Annotated in this window: 13 protein-coding genes; 5 read left to right on the top strand and 8 right to left on the bottom strand. The window is 63.8% G+C overall.

Features of this window, described 5'->3' with window-relative positions; genetic code table 11:
* Nucleotides 1-71 precede the first annotated feature (71 nt).
* Nucleotides 72-2642, top strand: a complete 2571-nt coding sequence (locus DPM35_RS11715) for a GcvT family protein (protein WP_112127429.1) — start codon at nt 72-74, stop codon at nt 2640-2642.
* Nucleotides 2643-2652: 10 nt separating this feature from the next.
* Nucleotides 2653-4005 carry a M24 family metallopeptidase gene (locus tag DPM35_RS11710; protein ID WP_112127428.1) on the top strand — a complete coding sequence of 451 codons (1353 nt, stop codon included), beginning with the start codon at nt 2653-2655 and terminating at the stop codon, nt 4003-4005.
* Here DPM35_RS11710 and DPM35_RS11705 read toward each other — a convergent pair.
* Complete coding sequence (locus DPM35_RS11705; RefSeq protein WP_112127427.1) at nt 3973-4812, bottom strand: phosphate/phosphite/phosphonate ABC transporter substrate-binding protein; 840 nt, start codon at nt 4810-4812, stop codon at nt 3973-3975. The genes DPM35_RS11710 and DPM35_RS11705 overlap by 33 nt on opposite strands.
* Nucleotides 4813-4888: 76 nt before the next feature.
* Nucleotides 4889-5890: a fatty acid desaturase gene (locus tag DPM35_RS11700; RefSeq protein ID WP_181591992.1), complete on the bottom strand. Its 1002-nt coding sequence runs from the start codon at nt 5888-5890 to the stop codon at nt 4889-4891.
* A 249-nt stretch (nt 5891-6139) separates the two neighbouring features.
* On the opposite strand from DPM35_RS11700, the gene DPM35_RS11695 reads away from it, so the two are divergent.
* The 3 genes from DPM35_RS11695 to bmt all read left to right on the top strand — a co-directional run bounded on the left by DPM35_RS11695 (nt 6140) and on the right by bmt (nt 8752).
* Entirely contained in the window at nt 6140-6997 is an 858-nt protein-coding gene (locus DPM35_RS11695; RefSeq protein ID WP_112127426.1) for a helix-turn-helix domain-containing protein, read from the top strand.
* A 51-nt stretch (nt 6998-7048) separates the two neighbouring features.
* Entirely contained in the window at nt 7049-7651 is a 603-nt protein-coding gene (locus tag DPM35_RS11690) for a DUF1989 domain-containing protein (RefSeq protein WP_245431505.1), read from the top strand.
* Between the two features lie 84 nt (nt 7652-7735).
* The gene (gene bmt, locus DPM35_RS11685; protein WP_112127789.1) at nt 7736-8752 is read left to right on the top strand and encodes a betaine--homocysteine S-methyltransferase; all 1017 of its coding nucleotides are present in this window, start codon (nt 7736-7738) and stop codon (nt 8750-8752) included.
* 9 nt (nt 8753-8761) lie between these two features.
* Here bmt and DPM35_RS11680 read toward each other — a convergent pair whose 3' ends face one another.
* The 6 genes from DPM35_RS11680 to DPM35_RS11655 all read right to left on the bottom strand — a co-directional run bounded on the left by DPM35_RS11680 (nt 8762) and on the right by DPM35_RS11655 (nt 15388).
* On the bottom strand, nt 8762-9034 hold the full coding sequence (locus DPM35_RS11680; protein WP_245431504.1) for a hypothetical protein: 273 nt from the start codon (nt 9032-9034) through the stop codon (nt 8762-8764).
* A gap of 224 nt (nt 9035-9258) precedes the next feature.
* Nucleotides 9259-11436, bottom strand: a complete 2178-nt coding sequence (locus DPM35_RS11675) for a vWA domain-containing protein (RefSeq protein WP_112127425.1) — start codon at nt 11434-11436, stop codon at nt 9259-9261.
* A 2-nt stretch (nt 11437-11438) separates the two neighbouring features.
* A complete protein-coding gene (locus DPM35_RS11670) occupies nt 11439-12002 on the bottom strand; it encodes an RNA polymerase sigma factor (RefSeq protein ID WP_112127424.1) in 564 nt (187 codons plus the stop codon).
* Nucleotides 12003-12198: 196 nt separating this feature from the next.
* Nucleotides 12199-12930, bottom strand: coding sequence for a dienelactone hydrolase family protein (locus DPM35_RS11665; RefSeq protein WP_112127423.1), 732 nt, complete (start codon nt 12928-12930; stop codon nt 12199-12201).
* Nucleotides 12931-13034: 104 nt separating this feature from the next.
* Entirely contained in the window at nt 13035-13724 is a 690-nt protein-coding gene (locus tag DPM35_RS11660) for a 4Fe-4S dicluster domain-containing protein (RefSeq protein WP_112127422.1), read from the bottom strand.
* A gap of 89 nt (nt 13725-13813) precedes the next feature.
* Complete coding sequence (locus tag DPM35_RS11655; protein ID WP_112127421.1) at nt 13814-15388, bottom strand: trimethylamine methyltransferase family protein; 1575 nt, start codon at nt 15386-15388, stop codon at nt 13814-13816.
* Between the last annotated feature and the right edge of the window lie 174 nt (nt 15389-15562).

Here is a 15562-nt window from a genome sequence, read left to right as displayed (position 1 = left end):
GGTCGGCCGAGCAACTGCCCGCCGCTCGCCTTCATTTCTGACTCCACATTGCGCAAAACGGACCTATCTACATGAAATCCCACGTAAAAGCGGTTGTCATCGGCGGCGGCGTCGTCGGCTGCTCGGTGCTCTATCATCTCGCCAAGGCCGGCTGGACCGACATCATGCTGATCGAGCGCTCGGAGCTGACCTCCGGCTCGTCATGGCATGCGGCGGGCGGCTTCCACACACTGAACGGCGACCCGAACGTCGCTAAGCTGCAGGCCTACACCGTCCAGCTCTACAAGGAGATCGAAGAACTCTCCGGCCAGTCCTGCTCGCTGCATTTGACCGGCGGCGTGATGATGGCCGATACGCCCGAGCGCATGGACTTCCTGCGGCTGGCCCACGCCAAGGGCCGTTATCTCGGCATGGACACCGAGTTGATCACGCCTTCGGAAGCCAAGGCGATGTTCCCGCTGATGGACGAGAAGAACTTCGTCGGAGCCATGTGGGATCCGGTCGAAGGCCATCTCGACCCATCCGGTACCACCATCGCCTATTCCAAGGCGGCGAAAAAGCTCGGCGCCGAGATCGTGCTGCGCAACCGCGTCGTCGATCTCACGCAGCAGCCGGACGGCACCTGGAACGTCGTCACCGAACAGGGCACGGTCCATGCCGAGCATGTCGTCAACTGCGGCGGCCTGTGGGCGCGCGAGATCGGCCGCATGGTCGGCATCGAGCTGCCGGTGCTGGCGATGGAGCATATGTACCTGCTCACTGAGCCGATGCCGGAGGTCGAGGAATTCAACAAGTCGACCGGCCGCGAGATGATCGGCGTGCTCGACTTCAAGGGCGAGATCTACACCCGCCAGGAGCGCAACGGCATCCTGCTCGGCACCTATGAGAAGGCCTGCAAGCCGTGGTCGCCGGTCAACACGCCCTGGGATTTCGGCCACGAGCTTCTGCAGCCCGACATCGACCGCATCGCGCCATCGCTGGAGATCGGCTTCAAGCATTTCCCCGGCATCGAGAAGGCCGGCATCAAGCAGATCATCAACGGCCCCTTCACCTTCGCGCTCGACGGCAATCCGCTGGTCGGCCCTGTGCAGGGCCTGACCAATTTCTGGTGCGCCTGCGCCGTCATGGCCGGCTTCAGCCAGGGCGGCGGCGTCGGCCTGGCGCTGTCCAACTGGATGGTGCATGGCGATCCTGGCTTCGACGTCTGGGGCATGGACGTCGCCCGCTTCGGTGAATGGGCGACGCTGCGCTACACCAACGCCAAGGTGCGCGAGAACTATTCGCGCCGCTTCTCGATCCGCTTCCCGAACGAGGAACTGCCGGCAGCCCGTCCGGCGCAGACCACGCCGCTCTACGACACTATGCTCGCCAACAACGCCGTCATGGGCGATAGCTGGGGCCTGGAAACGCCGCTCTGGTTCGCGCCGAAGGGCACGGAACCGAAGGACATCGTGTCCTTCCACCGCTCCAACGATTTCGGCCCGATTGGCGAGGAAGTGCGCGCCACGCGCGAGAAGGTCGGCGTCACCGAGATCGCCAACTTCGCCAAATACGAGGTCTCGGGATCGGGCGCCGAGGATTTCCTCAACCGGCTGATGACCAATCGCATGCCGAAGACCGGCCGCATCGTGCTGACCCCGATGGTCAACGAATTCGGTAAGCTGATCGGCGACTTCACCATCGCCAAGACCGGCGAGGACCGTTTCATGATCTGGGGCTCGTCGGCCGCGCAGAAATATCACATGCGCTGGTTCGAGAAGCACCTGCCGAAGGACAGATCGGTGCGCATCCACCGCTTCGACCAGACGCTGGTAGGCCTCTCGATCGCCGGGCCGAAATCGCGCGACCTGCTGCAGAAGCTGGTCGATGTCGACGTGTCGACCAAGGCCTTCCGTTTCATGGACTTCCGCGAGATGGCCGTCGGCGGCGCGCCTTGCATGGTCAACCGCATCACCTATACCGGCGACCTCGGCTACGAGATCTGGATGGCTCCGGCCTATCAGCGCCTCGTCTATAAGGCGATCAAGGAGGCGGGCGAGGAATTCGGCATTGTCGATTTCGGCATGCGCGCGCTGCTCTCCATGCGCCTGGAAAAGAACTTCCCGACCTGGTTCCGCGAGCTGCGGCCGATCTACGGCCCGTTCGAGGGCTCGATGGACCGCTTCATCAAGCTCGAGAAGAACGACTTCATCGGCCGTGAAGCGTCCGCCAAGGAGCATACCGAAGGGCCGAAGCTGCGCCGTGTTTCCTTCATTGTCGATGCCATCGATGCCGATGTGATGGGCGACGAACCGATCTGGGCCAAGGTCAGCAAGGACTTCGGCACGGTCGAGAAGCCGCATGGCTACGGCGCGCCGCGCTTCGACGAGGCGGGCAAGGAAGTGCGCGGCTCGAAAGCCGCCGAAGGCGCTTCCGCCGTGCGCGGCATCGTCGATGGCGAGTGGCGCGTCGTCGGCTGGGTGACATCGGGCGGCTATGCGCATTACGTCCAGAAGTCGATGGCGCAGGGCTATGTCCCGGCTGCCCTTGCCGAGGACGAAAGCGCCGGCTTGTTCGAGATCGAGATCCTCGGCCACCGCCGTCCGGCCCGCATCAATATCGAGCCGCCCTTCGATCCGAGCGGCGAAAAAATGCGGACCTGACGGGCGGCCCATGGACAGCGCGGCGCCAAAGAGAGGCTTCGGCCGCCACCGCAAGATCATGCCGTTCGAGCCCGGCTCGGTCGATGCGCTGCGCGAGGCCTCGCGCGAGAAGGCGGCCTCGTTCAACCAGCATGTGCTGGGCTACGGCGCGCAGGCCGAAGCCGAATGGGCGGCTGCAGGCGTTGCCGCTCCAAACCTGGTTGCCATGCGGAGCTACCGGCTCGAGCGCATCCGTGCCGAGCTGAAGCGCCGCGACTATGCCGGCGCCCTGCTCTACGACCCGGTCAACATCCGCTATGCGACGGACTCGACCAACATGCAGCTCTGGGTCGCGCACAACCCGACGCGCCACTGTTTCGTCGCCACCGAAGGCCCGGTGGTGCTGTTCGACTATTTCTCATGCGAGCACCTGTCCGACCATTCGGGCGTCGTCGACGAGGTGCGGCCGGCGGTATCGTGGATGTATCTCTACAGCGGCGAGTTGACCGATGAGAAGGTCCGCCGCTGGGGCGCCGGCATCGCTGAACTCGTTGCCGAGCATGGCGGCGGCAACCGGCGCATCGCCGTCGACCACATCAACCCGGAAGGCGTCGAGGAACTCGGCCGCCGCGGCATTTCTGTCGGCAATGGCGAGGCGGTGATGGAAAACGCGCGCCTCATCAAATCGCCGGACGAGATCCTCGCCATGCGGCGCTCGATCGTCGCCTGCGAGGCGGCGATGAGCGAGATGGAAGCAGCTTTGAAACCCGGCATCTCCGAGAACGAGCTATGGGCGGAACTGCATCGCGGCAACATTGCGCGCGGCGGCGAATGGATCGAGACGCGGCTGCTGTCGTCCGGCCCGCGCACCAATCCCTGGTTCCAGGAATGTTCCTCGCGCGTCATCGAGAATGGCGATCTCGTCGCCTTCGACACCGACCTCATCGGCCCCTACGGCTTCTGTGCCGATCTTTCGCGCACATGGCTCTGCGGCGACAGGCAACCGTCGAACGAGCAGCGCGATCTGTTCCGCATCGCTGCTGACCAGATCGCCCACAACACCGATCTGATGCGGCCGGGCATCACCTTCCGTGACCTTGTCGAGCGCTCGGCCGTGCCTCCGGGCGACTGTTTCCCGACCCGCTACGGCGTCCTCTACCATGGCGTCGGCCTGGCGGACGAATATCCGACACTGCCACACGCAAGCGACTGGACCGCCGACACGCCGGACGGCCTGCTTGAACCCGGCATGGTGCTTTGCGTCGAAAGTTATATCGGCAGGCTTGGCGGGCACGAAGGCGTCAAGATCGAGGAGCAGATCCTGATCACCGGGACCGGCAACGAGAAGCTGTCAGCCTACAAGCTGGACGAGCGGCTGCTCTGACGCGCCGCCTTCGACCGCCGCGACGGCCTCGCGCATCGCGGCAACGACCGAGGCCGGCGTGGTCCTCGCGGTGATATAGGGCAAGCCCTTGCGCCGCGCCGTCCAGCCGACGACTTTGACGCCCCGCGCAGCCGATTCGAAACGCTGCGCCAGCGCCCAGCTTTCGCAATCGATCGCCGCGATATCGGCCCTGCCCTCTGCGATGGCAACGATCGACAACCGGTGGCCTCCGCTCTCGCCGCGTGAGGCGAAGATGTCCAGGCTTTCGCCCATCGCCTCCAGGTCGCGCGTCAGCCCGATCAGCCCGGACATCGAATCGGGATTGTTGAAGATGAAGCGCTTGCCGCGCAGAAGATCGAGCGGGATGACGGCCTTGCCGTCCTGCGGCGAGGCAACCGGCGAACCGCCATCCGCGGCCATCACCAGCGCGCTGGAATAAAGTTCGCCCTGCCCGCCCTCGAATGCGTCGTAGTTCGGCTGCGCGATCACCTGGACATGCCGGGCAAGGCCGAGTTCCATCGGCCCCCAGCAGGTTTGCCCGAACAGAAGCGCCGGGCTCAGCCAGAGCTGGTGGAAATCAAGCTCGTCCGGGGGCAGTGTCGCCGGATCCGGCGCGATCACCTCGCCGGCGGCGTCAAGGATGCCGCCGGGCACCGGCGGCAGTTCGCGGTTGCTGCGCAGGACGGCCTCCGGCGCATCGATGCCTCTTTGCCGGAAGGCGTCGCGGAGAAGTGTCCATTGCGCGTCGACCTCGCCACGCGCTTCGGGCCAGTCATACATCGGCAGGGCCGCAACAAACTTGCTCATGTCGAATAGCTTTCAAAGGCAGGCGAGCTTCGGCGCCTGCGTTCCGCCGCGAAAAAGCGGTCGCGGAAAGCCGAGATTACTCCTTCGGCGGCTCCGCCGGAACCGGCGCTGTTCCAAGCCCGTTGACATTGCGCGCCCTGACGCGAGGCTTGAAGGCGCGGCCAGGTTCGGGCGAGCGGCGCAATACCGGATGGATGACCGGTTCCTTGGCCTTGAAGGCGAAGGATTTGATCAGGGCCAGATAGTTCGGATAGACATAGCCGTTGTTCATCCGCAGCCATTCCTCGCGGCGCTCGCGGAACAGCTTCGGCAATCTGTACCACGCAACCGTCGGGCTCTTGTGATGCACGAAATGCAGGTTGTTGTTGAGGAACAGGAACGACAGCGGCGAGCGTTCAACGATGATGGTGCGCCCTTCCGGATGTTCGGACCACTGGTGCTCGGCATAGGTGCGCACCGAAATCAGCGACTGTCCGAGCCAGACCGGCACCAGTACATAGAGCCAGAGCGGAATGCCGAAGCCGAAGGTGACGATCGGCGCAACCACGGCAATGCCGATGACATGCAGCAGCCATGCCTTGCGGATTGCCTTGTCGCCCGCTGCGATCTGCTTGACGTCATCGATGAAGAAGCCGACCGAGGACAGCCACGGGCCGAGGATCAAGCGGCCGACCATGGTGTTGTTGACCTTGAGCAGCAACTTCATCGTTGGAGGCAGTTCCTCGTGCATCCAGAGCGCCTGGTAGTAGCTCTCCGGGTCGTCGAGCGGATCGGTCAGCCGCTCGTCGGCATGGTGGCGAAGATGGATGGTCTTGAAACGCCGGAACGGCCAGACAAGTCCGATCGGCAGGAAGACGAAGGCTTCGTTGATGCGGGCGCTGCGGGTCGGGTGGCCGTGCAGCACTTCATGCATCAGCGAGGATTGCAGCGCCAGGATCAGCGCCAGGGCGATCAGTGCGATCAGCGGATGGGATGGCCAGAGGAGCAAGCCGGCGGCGAGCCATGCGCCGTAGCAGAAGAGTGCGAGAAATACAGTCGGCCATTCGATTGCCGGTGTGCTGCTGCGTCTCTTGTTCATGCCGGTATTCATGCCTGCCATGCTATCGACCACTGCCTTTCAGTCGCCGGAACCCCCTCGATTCCTGACAGCATTGTGTCAGGAGCCTACCGTGACATCAACGCGACAATGCGCACAAACTGTTGCGAGTGCGCATTTTCAGCCGCATATGTTATACATTGTAAACAAATATGGGGATTCATTTCCGCCTGAGCCACGTTCAATACGGTCCCGGCGCAAATTTTTCCTCTCCAAAGCGGGAGCAGCGTGATGGACAAGCGCGACCTGTCGACCCTCTTCCGGGAACGGTTGAAAATGCTCTTGACACGATCCGATCTTAACCAGTCGGCCTTCGCAGCCACCGTCGGCATCGATCGCTCGGCGTTGTCGCAGCTCCTGTCAGGCGCCTCGACCCGCCTGCCCCGTGCCGAGACGCTTCTCAACATCGCGGCCGAGTTCAAAGTGTCGCTCGACTGGCTGCTGGGCCTCTCCCAGGACGAGGGGGTCACCGGCGAAATCAGAGAGAGCCTCGAGATCGAGGAGGCGCCGGACGGTTTCGACCGCACGTTGCTCGCCAAGTGGCATGCCGAGGCGGCAGGCACGAAAATCCGTTACGTGCCGGCAGGCATCCCTGACCTTTTGCGCACCGAGGCGCTGGTCGAATATGAGGCCGGAATAACCAACAAGAGCCGTGAGGCGCAGGCCGGCGAAACGCAGTACCGCATCGACTACAACCGGCGGCCGGAGACCGACATGGAGGTCTGCATGCCGCGCCACACGCTGGAGATCTTCGCGCGCGGCCTCGGCGTCTGGGATCGCTTTCCCGAAGCCGACCGCCGCGCCCAGTTGCTGCACATGGCAGCACTCCTCGACGACCTTTACCCGACCTTCCGCCTGTTCCTCTATGACGGACGCATGCGCTATTCGATCCCTTATACGATCTTCGGCCCCTACCGCGCTGCCATCTATGTCGGTGACATGTATCTGGTGTTGAACGCGACCCAGCCGATCCGCACGCTCACCAGCCATTTCGACAATCTGATCCGTGCCGCCGACATCAACGCGCATGAGGCGGCGAGCTTCGCGCAGAAGCTGGCTTCAATGTCCTTCCCGTCAGGCTCTGGCTGAGCGCAGGCATCAATATCATTCTGGCCGCGGCTCACCGCTTCAGGGAAACCCATGCAACAACTGCGTCATATCGTTGTTCCTCCTCAATCGGGCCGTTCCATACGCGTCAGGCGCGGCGATCTGATCCGCATCATCGATCCCAAGGGCAAGCAGGTGTCCGACCTCTGGGCCTTCTCGACCGAAGGCCGGCTCGACTGGCTGAGCACGTCGCAGACCCGCGACATTACCGAGCGGCTGTTCCCGAAACCTGGCGACCATTTCTACAGCGCCGCCGGCAAGATCATGCTGACGCTGGTCGAGGACGCCTCGCCCGGGCCGCATGACATGCTCTACCCGGCCTGCGACAGCGCGCTCTACGAACGCGCCGGCCTGCCGAACCACCCGAACTGCCGCGACAATCTGATGAAGGCGCTCGGCGCGGAAGGCATCGACCTCCCCTTCGCGCCCGATCCGGTCGACCTGTTCCAGAACTCCTTGCCGCAGCCGGACGGAACCTTGGTGGTCGAGGCTTCCGTCAATCCGCCGGGCGGTTACGTGAGGTTGCGCGCCGAACAGGACCTCCTGCTTGTCGTCACCGCCTGCTCGGTCGATCACCACCCGACCAATGGCGATGCCTGCACCGAGATCGAGGTCGAGATCACCTCGGCCGCGTAAGGCCTTTGCGGCCGCAAGCTCGTTGACTGGACATAAAGACTTCTTTATATCGTTATTTGAATTCCAAATACGAAAGTTATGGCCATGACCGCGACCAACCCCATTCACGCACTGCTGGCCGAAAAGGGTGTGCTTCTGGCCGACGGCGCCACCGGCACCAATCTGTTCGCCATGGGCCTGCCAGCCGGCGAGGCGCCCGAACTCCTCAACGAGACGGCGCCCGAAACCATTGCCAGCCTGCATCAGAACTTCGTCGATGCCGGCGCCGACATCATCCTGACCAACTCTTTCGGCGGTACCCGCCACCGGCTCAAGCTGCATCATGCGCAGGAGCGCGTGCACGAGCTGAACAAACGCGCCGCCGAGATCGCCCGTTCCGTCGCCGACAAGGCCGGCCGCAAGGTGATCGTCGCCGGCTCCGTCGGCCCGACCGGCGAGCTGCTGGTGCCGCTCGGCGCCCTGACCTATGACGACGCCGTCGATGCCTTTGCCGAGCAGATTGAAGGCCTCAAGGCCGGCGGCGCCGAAGTCGCCTGGATCGAGACCATGTCGGCGCCCGACGAGATCCGCGCCGCGGCCGAAGCCGCCATCCGCGTCGGCCTGCCCTATACCTATACCGGTTCCTTCGACACCGCAGGCCGCACCATGATGGGCCTGCTGCCGAAGGACATCCACGCCGTCGCCGACGGGCTGTCGCAGGCTCCGCTCGGTGTCGGCGCCAATTGCGGCGTCGGCGCTTCCGATATCCTCGCTTCGCTGCTCGACATGACCGAGGCGAAGCCGGAGGCGACGGTGATCGTCAAGGGCAATTGCGGCATTCCGGAATTCCGCGGCAGCGAGATCCATTATTCCGGCACGCCGGAGCTGATGTCCGATTATGTGCGGCTGGCGGTCGATGCCGGCGCGAAGATCGTGGGCGGCTGCTGCGGCACCTCCTTCGCCCACCTCACCGCCATGCGCAAGGCGCTCGACGCGCACACCAAGGCGGAGCGCCCGACCGTGGCGACGATCATCGAGCGCATCGGCCCGATGCGCAACAAGATGGCAAGCGCTGGTGAAGCCGGCGAAGGCAGGCGGGAACGCAGGCGCAGCCGCGCCTGACGGGCCTGCTTATTTGCTGTTTTCGGCGTAGCGCGACAGCGCCGTATTGAAATCGACGACGTTCTCGGAATTCATCGTCGCCAGCGCACCCGACGCGCCTGGATCGGTGATCTGCTCCAGCATCACGCGAAACCGGTCGTTGTTGAGTGCCGAGAGCGCTGTGTTGCGGGCGGCATCGACATCGTTTCGGATGCGCGCCGATTCAGCCGAAGCCTCCGACGATCCCCGCACCGGCGCATTGGCCGCCGTGGTGTTCGCATTGCCGATTGTCGTGATATGCACTGCTGGTCCCCCAAAATTCCATGAGCACGAACTAACAAAAGTTAATTGCGACGAGGTTCCGGAAAAGCCGCGCAATTTAATGATCGACAAAAGGCCGGCGGGACAATGCATGTCGCCCAGAAGTGTGCAGCGGTTCTGGGGTAACGACATGCATCAAAAAAGGACTAAGCGCGTCGCACCGCGACGCGCCTCGTCCCGCCGGCGTTTCTTCAATTCGCAGTGCCCTATTTGTTGCCGTCCAGCGACGAGGCCAGGCGCACCAGCGACAGGAACTCCGCCCTGTAGCCGAACGGATCGGCGCCGCGCGCGGCATTGGCGATCTCGGCGATCCGGTCATAGCCGAAATTCGCCGTCTGATCCTCGTCGCGCAGCTTCTGCCCGAAGGCCGCGACGGCTACCGAGAAACGCTGGTCGGCGCCGGCTGTATCGAAGGACGAGACCTCGTTGGCGGCGGTCACCGGCGTGGTGATGAGCTTCGAGACATTCTCGTTCGGCAGCTTGTAGCGGATCTTGACGAACGCATATTCGTCGGCATTGGCGACGCCGCCATTGTCGACCTTGGCCTGACCGTAGCGCAGCGGGTCGACCTGCTCGCCGCCGCTGCCTTTCGGCGTGATTTCGTAGACCGCGGTCACGGAGTGACCGGAGCCGATATCACCGGCATCGACGCGATCATTGTTGAAATCCTCGCGTTTCAGGGCCCGGGTCTCATAACCGACGAGACGGTATTCGGAGACCTTGGCCGGATTGAACTCGACCTGGATTTTGACGTCCTTGGCGATGGTGAACAGCGTCGAGGAGGCATCCTCCACCAGCACCTTCTCGGCTTCGGCCAAAGTGTCGATATAGGCGGCCGTGCCGTTGCCGTTCTGGGCGATGGTCTGCATCATCTGGTCGTTCAGATTGCCGCGGCCGAAGCCGAATACCGACAGAAACACGCCGGTCTTGCGCTCGCTCTCGATCAGCCGCTTGAGATCCTCGTCATCGGTCTGGCCGACATTGAAGTCGCCGTCGGTGGCAAGCATCACGCGGTTGACGCCGTCCTTGACGAAGGATTGCTGCGCAAGCTTGTAGGCTTCACGAATGCCCTCCTCGCCCGCCGTCGATCCGCCGGGCTCGAGATTGTCGATGGCCGCAAGGATCTTCTGCTTTTCCGCCGCCTTGGTCGGCATCAGTACCGTGCCTGCATTGCCGGCATAGGTGACGATCGAGACGGTGTCGTCGGCCTTGAGCTTGCTGACCAGCAGGCGGAACGCGGATTTGAGCAGCGGCAGCTTGTCCGGTTCGTCCATCGAGCCCGACACATCGATCAGGAAGACGAGGTTGGCTTTGGGCTGCTCGGCCGGCTTCACGTCGAAACCCTTGATCGCGACATGCATGAGCTTGGTGTGCTCGTTCCACGGCGTCGGCATGACAGTGACGGTCGAGTTGAACGGCGTCGACGCCGAATCCGGCCCCTTCCAGTCATAGGGGAAGTAGTTGATCATCTCCTCGACGCGGACCGTGTCCGGATCAGGCAAGCTGCCTTCCTTCAGCGAGCGCCGCACGAAGGAATAGGAGGCAGTGTCGACATCGATCGAGAAGGTCGAGACAGGGTCCTGCGCGGTCTCATGGACCGGGTTGGTCTTGAAGGTCTCGATGCGGTCGCGGTTTTCCTCCCGCGGCTGCATCTGGTCGGACGGCATGGGCGCTGGCTGCACCATCAGCTTGGAAGCGGCGACCGCGCCAGCCGGCATCTGGGCAGACTGCATCGCGGTTGCCGGCGCCTGGGTATTCGCGCGCCCACCGGCAGCGAGTTGGTCAACCTCTGCCGGTGCCGGCGGCGTCGCAGGCACTGCCTTTGGCGCCAGTTCCTGCTTGGCGTAATCTTTCAACGTCCCGTCTTCGCGCCTTGCCAAGTCGTTTGATTGGCTCAGTTCAGCGGTCGGCTGCGCTGTCGGCGCAACCTTCGCCTCATCTTCAACGCGTCTTTCGCTGTCGGCGTCGGTCTTCTTCTCCTTGGCGGGCGCTCCTGCCAGCGGCTCGTTGATCGCTGGTTGTTCCTGCACAGGCTTTTGCGCAACCGGCTTGTCGGCCACCGTCTCGGTGACCGTGCCTTTGCCGCCGATGACCGGCGGCTGCTCCTTCAGCATCTCGAAAGCGGCATAGCCGGCGATAGGCAGCGCAACCAGCGCGGTGATGGCCGGCGTGGCAATGAGTTTCCGTTGCATGATGTCTCTCCAGAGCTTCTGTGCTCGCTCCGTGAGACGAAGGCCTGCGGGCGTTCCTTGGGGGGCCGTCGAATTTTTTTCATCGAGGTCGAACGCCTGCATTGCGGCGGCCAGCGCGCGCGCCTTCGCTTCCACGTCCGGTGCCGGTACCGCGATGTCGCGCAGCCTTTCGAGTTCGTTGTCGTCGACCATGGTCACACTTCCCCGGCTGAACGCATCAGCACCTTCAGCCGTTTCTTCGCTTCATGGATGTGCCAGGAAACCGTCGTCTCCGAGATCGCCATCACCGCCGCCGCCGCCGCATGGTTGAGACCTTCGCCATAGACGAGCAGCACAGCGTCGCGCTGCTTGTCGGGCAGCATCCGTACCGCGGCCCACAATACTTCGGCGGGATCGTCACTCTCCGCCTGCGCTTCGCCCGCGATCGACGCATAGGCGCCGTAGGCATCGGACTTGGCAGTGTCGCGGGCACGCTTGCGCATCATGTCGCGCGAAGCATTCAGCGTCATGGAATAGAGCCATGTCGTGAACGCGCCGCTGCCCTGATAGTCGCGGATCGCGCGGCCGAGCCGCACACAGACGTCCTGGGCGATGTCCTCGGCATCGGCCTTCCTGCCGCACCAGCGATAGGCGGCGCGATAGACGAAGCCATAGTGCCTTTCGACCAGTTTGCCGAAAGCCCCCCTGTCTCCGCCCCTCGCCCGCACGATCAAGTCGGCATCGGAGGCTTCGCTGTCGTCCAGCATCATCGCCGTCATTTGCCTGTTGGACGAAGGCTAATGACCAATCCTTGGGGCGATGAAAAGATTTTTCTGCGGCACCCGTTCCTTGTCCCCGTTCTACGGGGAGGTGAGAAGTGGTCCGCGTAGCGGACGAAAGCCAATTGCTTGGCTTTTCGAACGACGAACGCCCGAAGGGCGGATGAGGGGGCGGCGCTGCCGCCGCGATGACGGCTCAGCCCAGTGTTTCAGCAAAAAACGTCGTCAGCCGTTTCCAGTGCCTCTCAGCCCCCGCCTCGTCATACACGCTATGATCCGGCACGCACCAGCCGTGGCCGACCCCGACATAGTTCTCGATCGTATGGTCAACCTCGGCCACCCTCAACGCCTCCGCCAGCCGGGCCGACTGCTCAGGCGGGAAGCTGCGGTCGATGCCGGCGACGCCGACATAGACGCGGGCCTCGATCGAGGCCGCCTTGCGGTGCGGACTGTCGGGCGCGTCGCTGGCCAGGTTGCCGCCGTGGAAGCTTGCCGCGGCAGCAATGCGGTCGGGATAGGCCGCGGCCGCGTTGAGCGCCCGCGCGCCGCCCATGCAATAGCCGACGACGCCGATCGGCCCATCCACACCTTCGGCGGCGAGCGCGTCGAGGAAAGCCTCGCCGTCGCGGATGGTCATGCCCTGCGTCGTGCCGCCGCTCAACATCAACAGCAGGGCCTTGGTCTTTTCATCGGCGAAGGCGGTTTTGGGATCGAACGGACCATAGGGCGCATAGCGGTAGAAGAGATCGGGCACCAGCACGGCGTAGCCAAGCCCGGCGATGCGCTCTGCCATCTGGTCGAGCGCCGGACGCGGACCGAAAATATCCATGTACAGGATGATTCCGACCTTGGCCGGCGCGGCTGGACGAAACAGCCGAGCCTTCGCCTTGCCGTCCTGGGTCCTGATCTCAATATCCTGCTTCGTCATTGCGCGCTCCGCTTGTTGCCACGCGATAGATATCCGCGCCGCCCGCCGGGGCAAGCCACGACATCTCAATGGTGGTCAAGTTTCCGTGCGGCTCAGAAGAATGCCTACAGGCCGGCGAACGCCGCCATATGGAAAGCCTGCACGTCAGCCGGATAGCGATAGTTCGTGCCGTACGGACAGGCATTGCGGTCGAGGCAGCCGGCTGTTCTGCAGGTCGCCCCGTGCGGGCCGCGCACATGCCCGAGACAGATCTCATGGGCAAAGCCCTGCCCGGAATAGGCGTCGACCGGACAGGATTTCAGGCAGGGTTTTGCGACACATGTGTCGCAAAGATGAATCGCCGCGTGAGGTTCGGCGAGCCCAAGCCCGTTCTCGAACAGCAGCGCCCCGCGATAGGCATGCCAGAGTCCGTAGGTCGGATGCATGAGGATGCCGAGCGGCGACGGCTTCAGCCCTTCCGCCCGCATCGCCCATTGCTGGAACGGCAGATAGGGCCGATCCGAAGGCGACACGGCGCGGGCGCCGAATTCCTTCGCCACCGCGCCGATCACCTCGCGCGACCAGCTGTCGAGCGGATTGGCGATGTCCCTCGCCTGCCGTTCCCGCCAGCGCTGGAAATGCGGCCAGGGCGCCGGGCCGGCCTGCCCGATGAGCAGTATCGATCTTGCCGGAGCGCCGGAAAGTCCGGCTGGCGCCGCCTCATCCTCGCCCAAGCTGAAACCGCCGCGAAGCAAAAGGCCACTGGCCGCGAGCGCTCTCGCGACCTCCTCGACCGGATCGTGAGAAAAAGTCATCCCTTTCGGTCCGGGTCGGAGAACGCGCTCCGCCAGACTTCCTTGTGGATGATGTTGGCGACTTTAGCCCGGCCTGACTCGGGCTCCTTTCAAGTGAAGGCGTCGGGCATCGAGCCCTTCTTCTTGGCGATGAACTCCTTCAGCGCCTCGTCGATCGCCGGATCGAGATGCGGCGCTTCGTAGCTTTCCAGCCAGCGGCGGGCGAGCTCGTTGGCGCGCTGCGGCGCGGTCTTCTCGCCTTCGGCCAGCCACTGCTCGTAGGAATTGTTGTCGGCGATGTTTGAGCGGTAGAAGGCCGTCTGGAAATTCGCTTGGGTGTGATCGCAACCGAGATAATGGCTGCCCGGACCGACCTGGCGGATGGCGTCCATCGCCTGGCCGTTTTCCGACAGGTCGACGCCCTCGGCAAACTTCTGCTGCATGCCGAGCTGGTCGATATCCATCATGAACTTTTCGTAGCAGGAGGCGAGGCCGCCCTCGAGCCAGCCGGCCGAATGCAGCACGAAATTGGTGCCGGCGAGGATCGTCGAGTTGAGCGTGTTGGCACTCTCATAGGCCGCCTGCGCATCCGGGATCTTCGAGGCGCAGAGCGAGCCGCCGGTGCGGAATGGCAGGCCGAGCCGGCGCGCCAGCTGAGCAGCGCCATAGGAGACCAGCGACGGTTCCGGCGTGCCGAAGGTCGGGGCGCCCGACTGCATCGAAATCGACGAAGCGAAGGTGCCGAACAGCACCGGCGCGCCGGGCTTGATCAGCTGCGTGAACGAGGCGCCGGCGAGCACTTCTGCCAGCACCTGCGTCAGCGTGCCGGCAACCGTCACCGGGCTCATCGCGCCGGCCAGGATGAACGGCGTGACGATGCAGGCCTGGTTGTGCCGCGAATAGACTTTCAGGGCGCCGAGCATGGTCTCGTCGAACACCATAGGCGAGTTGGCGTTGATCAGGCTGGTCAGCACCGTGTTGTTCTCGACGAAGTCGTCGCCGAACACGAGCTTGGCCATCGCCACCGTGTCCTCGGCCCGCTCCGGCGCCGTCACCGAACCCATGAACGGCTTGTCCGAATAGCGGATGTGGCTGTAGACCATATCGAGATGGCGCTTGTTGACCGGCACGTCGACCGGCTCGCAGACCGTGCCGCCCGAATGGTGGATCGACGGCGCCATATAGGCGAGCTTCACGAAATTCTGGAAATCCTCAATCGTCGCGTAGCGGCGATTGCCGTCGAGGTCTCGCACGAAGGGTGGGCCGTAGACCGGCGCGAACACGGTCGCATTGCCGCCGATCTGCACCGAACGCTCCGGGTTGCGCGCATGCTGGGTGTAGATCGAAGGCGCGGTCTTCAAGAGCGAACGGCAAAGGCCCTTGGGGAAGTGCACGCGCTCGCCCTTGACGTCGGCCCCCGCTTCTTTCCACAGCGCCAGCGCCTCGGCGTCATCGCGGAAAATGATGCCGATCTCTTCCAGAACCGTGTCGGTGTTCTTCTCGATCAGCGCCAGGCCTTCCTCGTTGAGGACCTCGTAGACGTTGATCTTGCGCTTGATGTAGGTGAGCTGGGTGCCTGGACCGCCGCCCGAACGGGCTGCTCGGCGTGCCGCCGCGCCGCCACTGGCGCCGCGACCGCGCCGTCCGCTCGACGCTTCCTGCTCGACTGCCGCGTTATCGCTCATGATCGTTCTTCCTATAACTTGGCCTGAATTGGCTGGGGCGGCCCATCGTCGCCGCTTCTTGCCGGATCGTAGCCATGCACCCTATTGGAAACGGCCAGCCAGCGCCAACGCCTGTCGCAAAATCGACAAGAAAAGCGCCAACTTTTCAGTCGCTTTCCTTTTGCGGGAAGTCGC

Source organism: Mesorhizobium atlanticum (genome assembly GCF_003289965.1).
Taxonomy (GTDB): Bacteria; Pseudomonadota; Alphaproteobacteria; order Rhizobiales; family Rhizobiaceae; genus Mesorhizobium; species Mesorhizobium atlanticum.
Note: the sequence above shows the minus strand (reverse complement) of the source record. Positions and strands in the feature narration are given on the sequence as shown.

Coding starts and splice junctions, on each gene's coding strand:
- DPM35_RS11715 (WP_112127429.1), top strand. CDS start 72: ATGAAATCCCACGTAAAAGCGGTTGTCATCGGCGGCGGCGTCGTCGGC.
- DPM35_RS11670 (WP_112127424.1), bottom strand. CDS start 12,002: ATGACGGCGATGATGCTGGACGACAGCGAAGCCTCCGATGCCGACTTG.
- DPM35_RS11665 (WP_112127423.1), bottom strand. CDS start 12,930: ATGACGAAGCAGGATATTGAGATCAGGACCCAGGACGGCAAGGCGAAG.
- DPM35_RS11675 (WP_112127425.1), bottom strand. CDS start 11,436: ATGGTCGACGACAACGAACTCGAAAGGCTGCGCGACATCGCGGTACCG.
- DPM35_RS11710 (WP_112127428.1), top strand. CDS start 2,653: ATGGACAGCGCGGCGCCAAAGAGAGGCTTCGGCCGCCACCGCAAGATC.
- bmt (WP_112127789.1), top strand. CDS start 7,736: ATGACCGCGACCAACCCCATTCACGCACTGCTGGCCGAAAAGGGTGTG.
- DPM35_RS11655 (WP_112127421.1), bottom strand. CDS start 15,388: ATGAGCGATAACGCGGCAGTCGAGCAGGAAGCGTCGAGCGGACGGCGC.
- DPM35_RS11700 (WP_181591992.1), bottom strand. CDS start 5,890: ATGAACAAGAGACGCAGCAGCACACCGGCAATCGAATGGCCGACTGTA.
- DPM35_RS11695 (WP_112127426.1), top strand. CDS start 6,140: ATGGACAAGCGCGACCTGTCGACCCTCTTCCGGGAACGGTTGAAAATG.
- DPM35_RS11705 (WP_112127427.1), bottom strand. CDS start 4,812: ATGAGCAAGTTTGTTGCGGCCCTGCCGATGTATGACTGGCCCGAAGCG.
- DPM35_RS11660 (WP_112127422.1), bottom strand. CDS start 13,724: ATGACTTTTTCTCACGATCCGGTCGAGGAGGTCGCGAGAGCGCTCGCG.
- DPM35_RS11690 (WP_245431505.1), top strand. CDS start 7,049: ATGCAACAACTGCGTCATATCGTTGTTCCTCCTCAATCGGGCCGTTCC.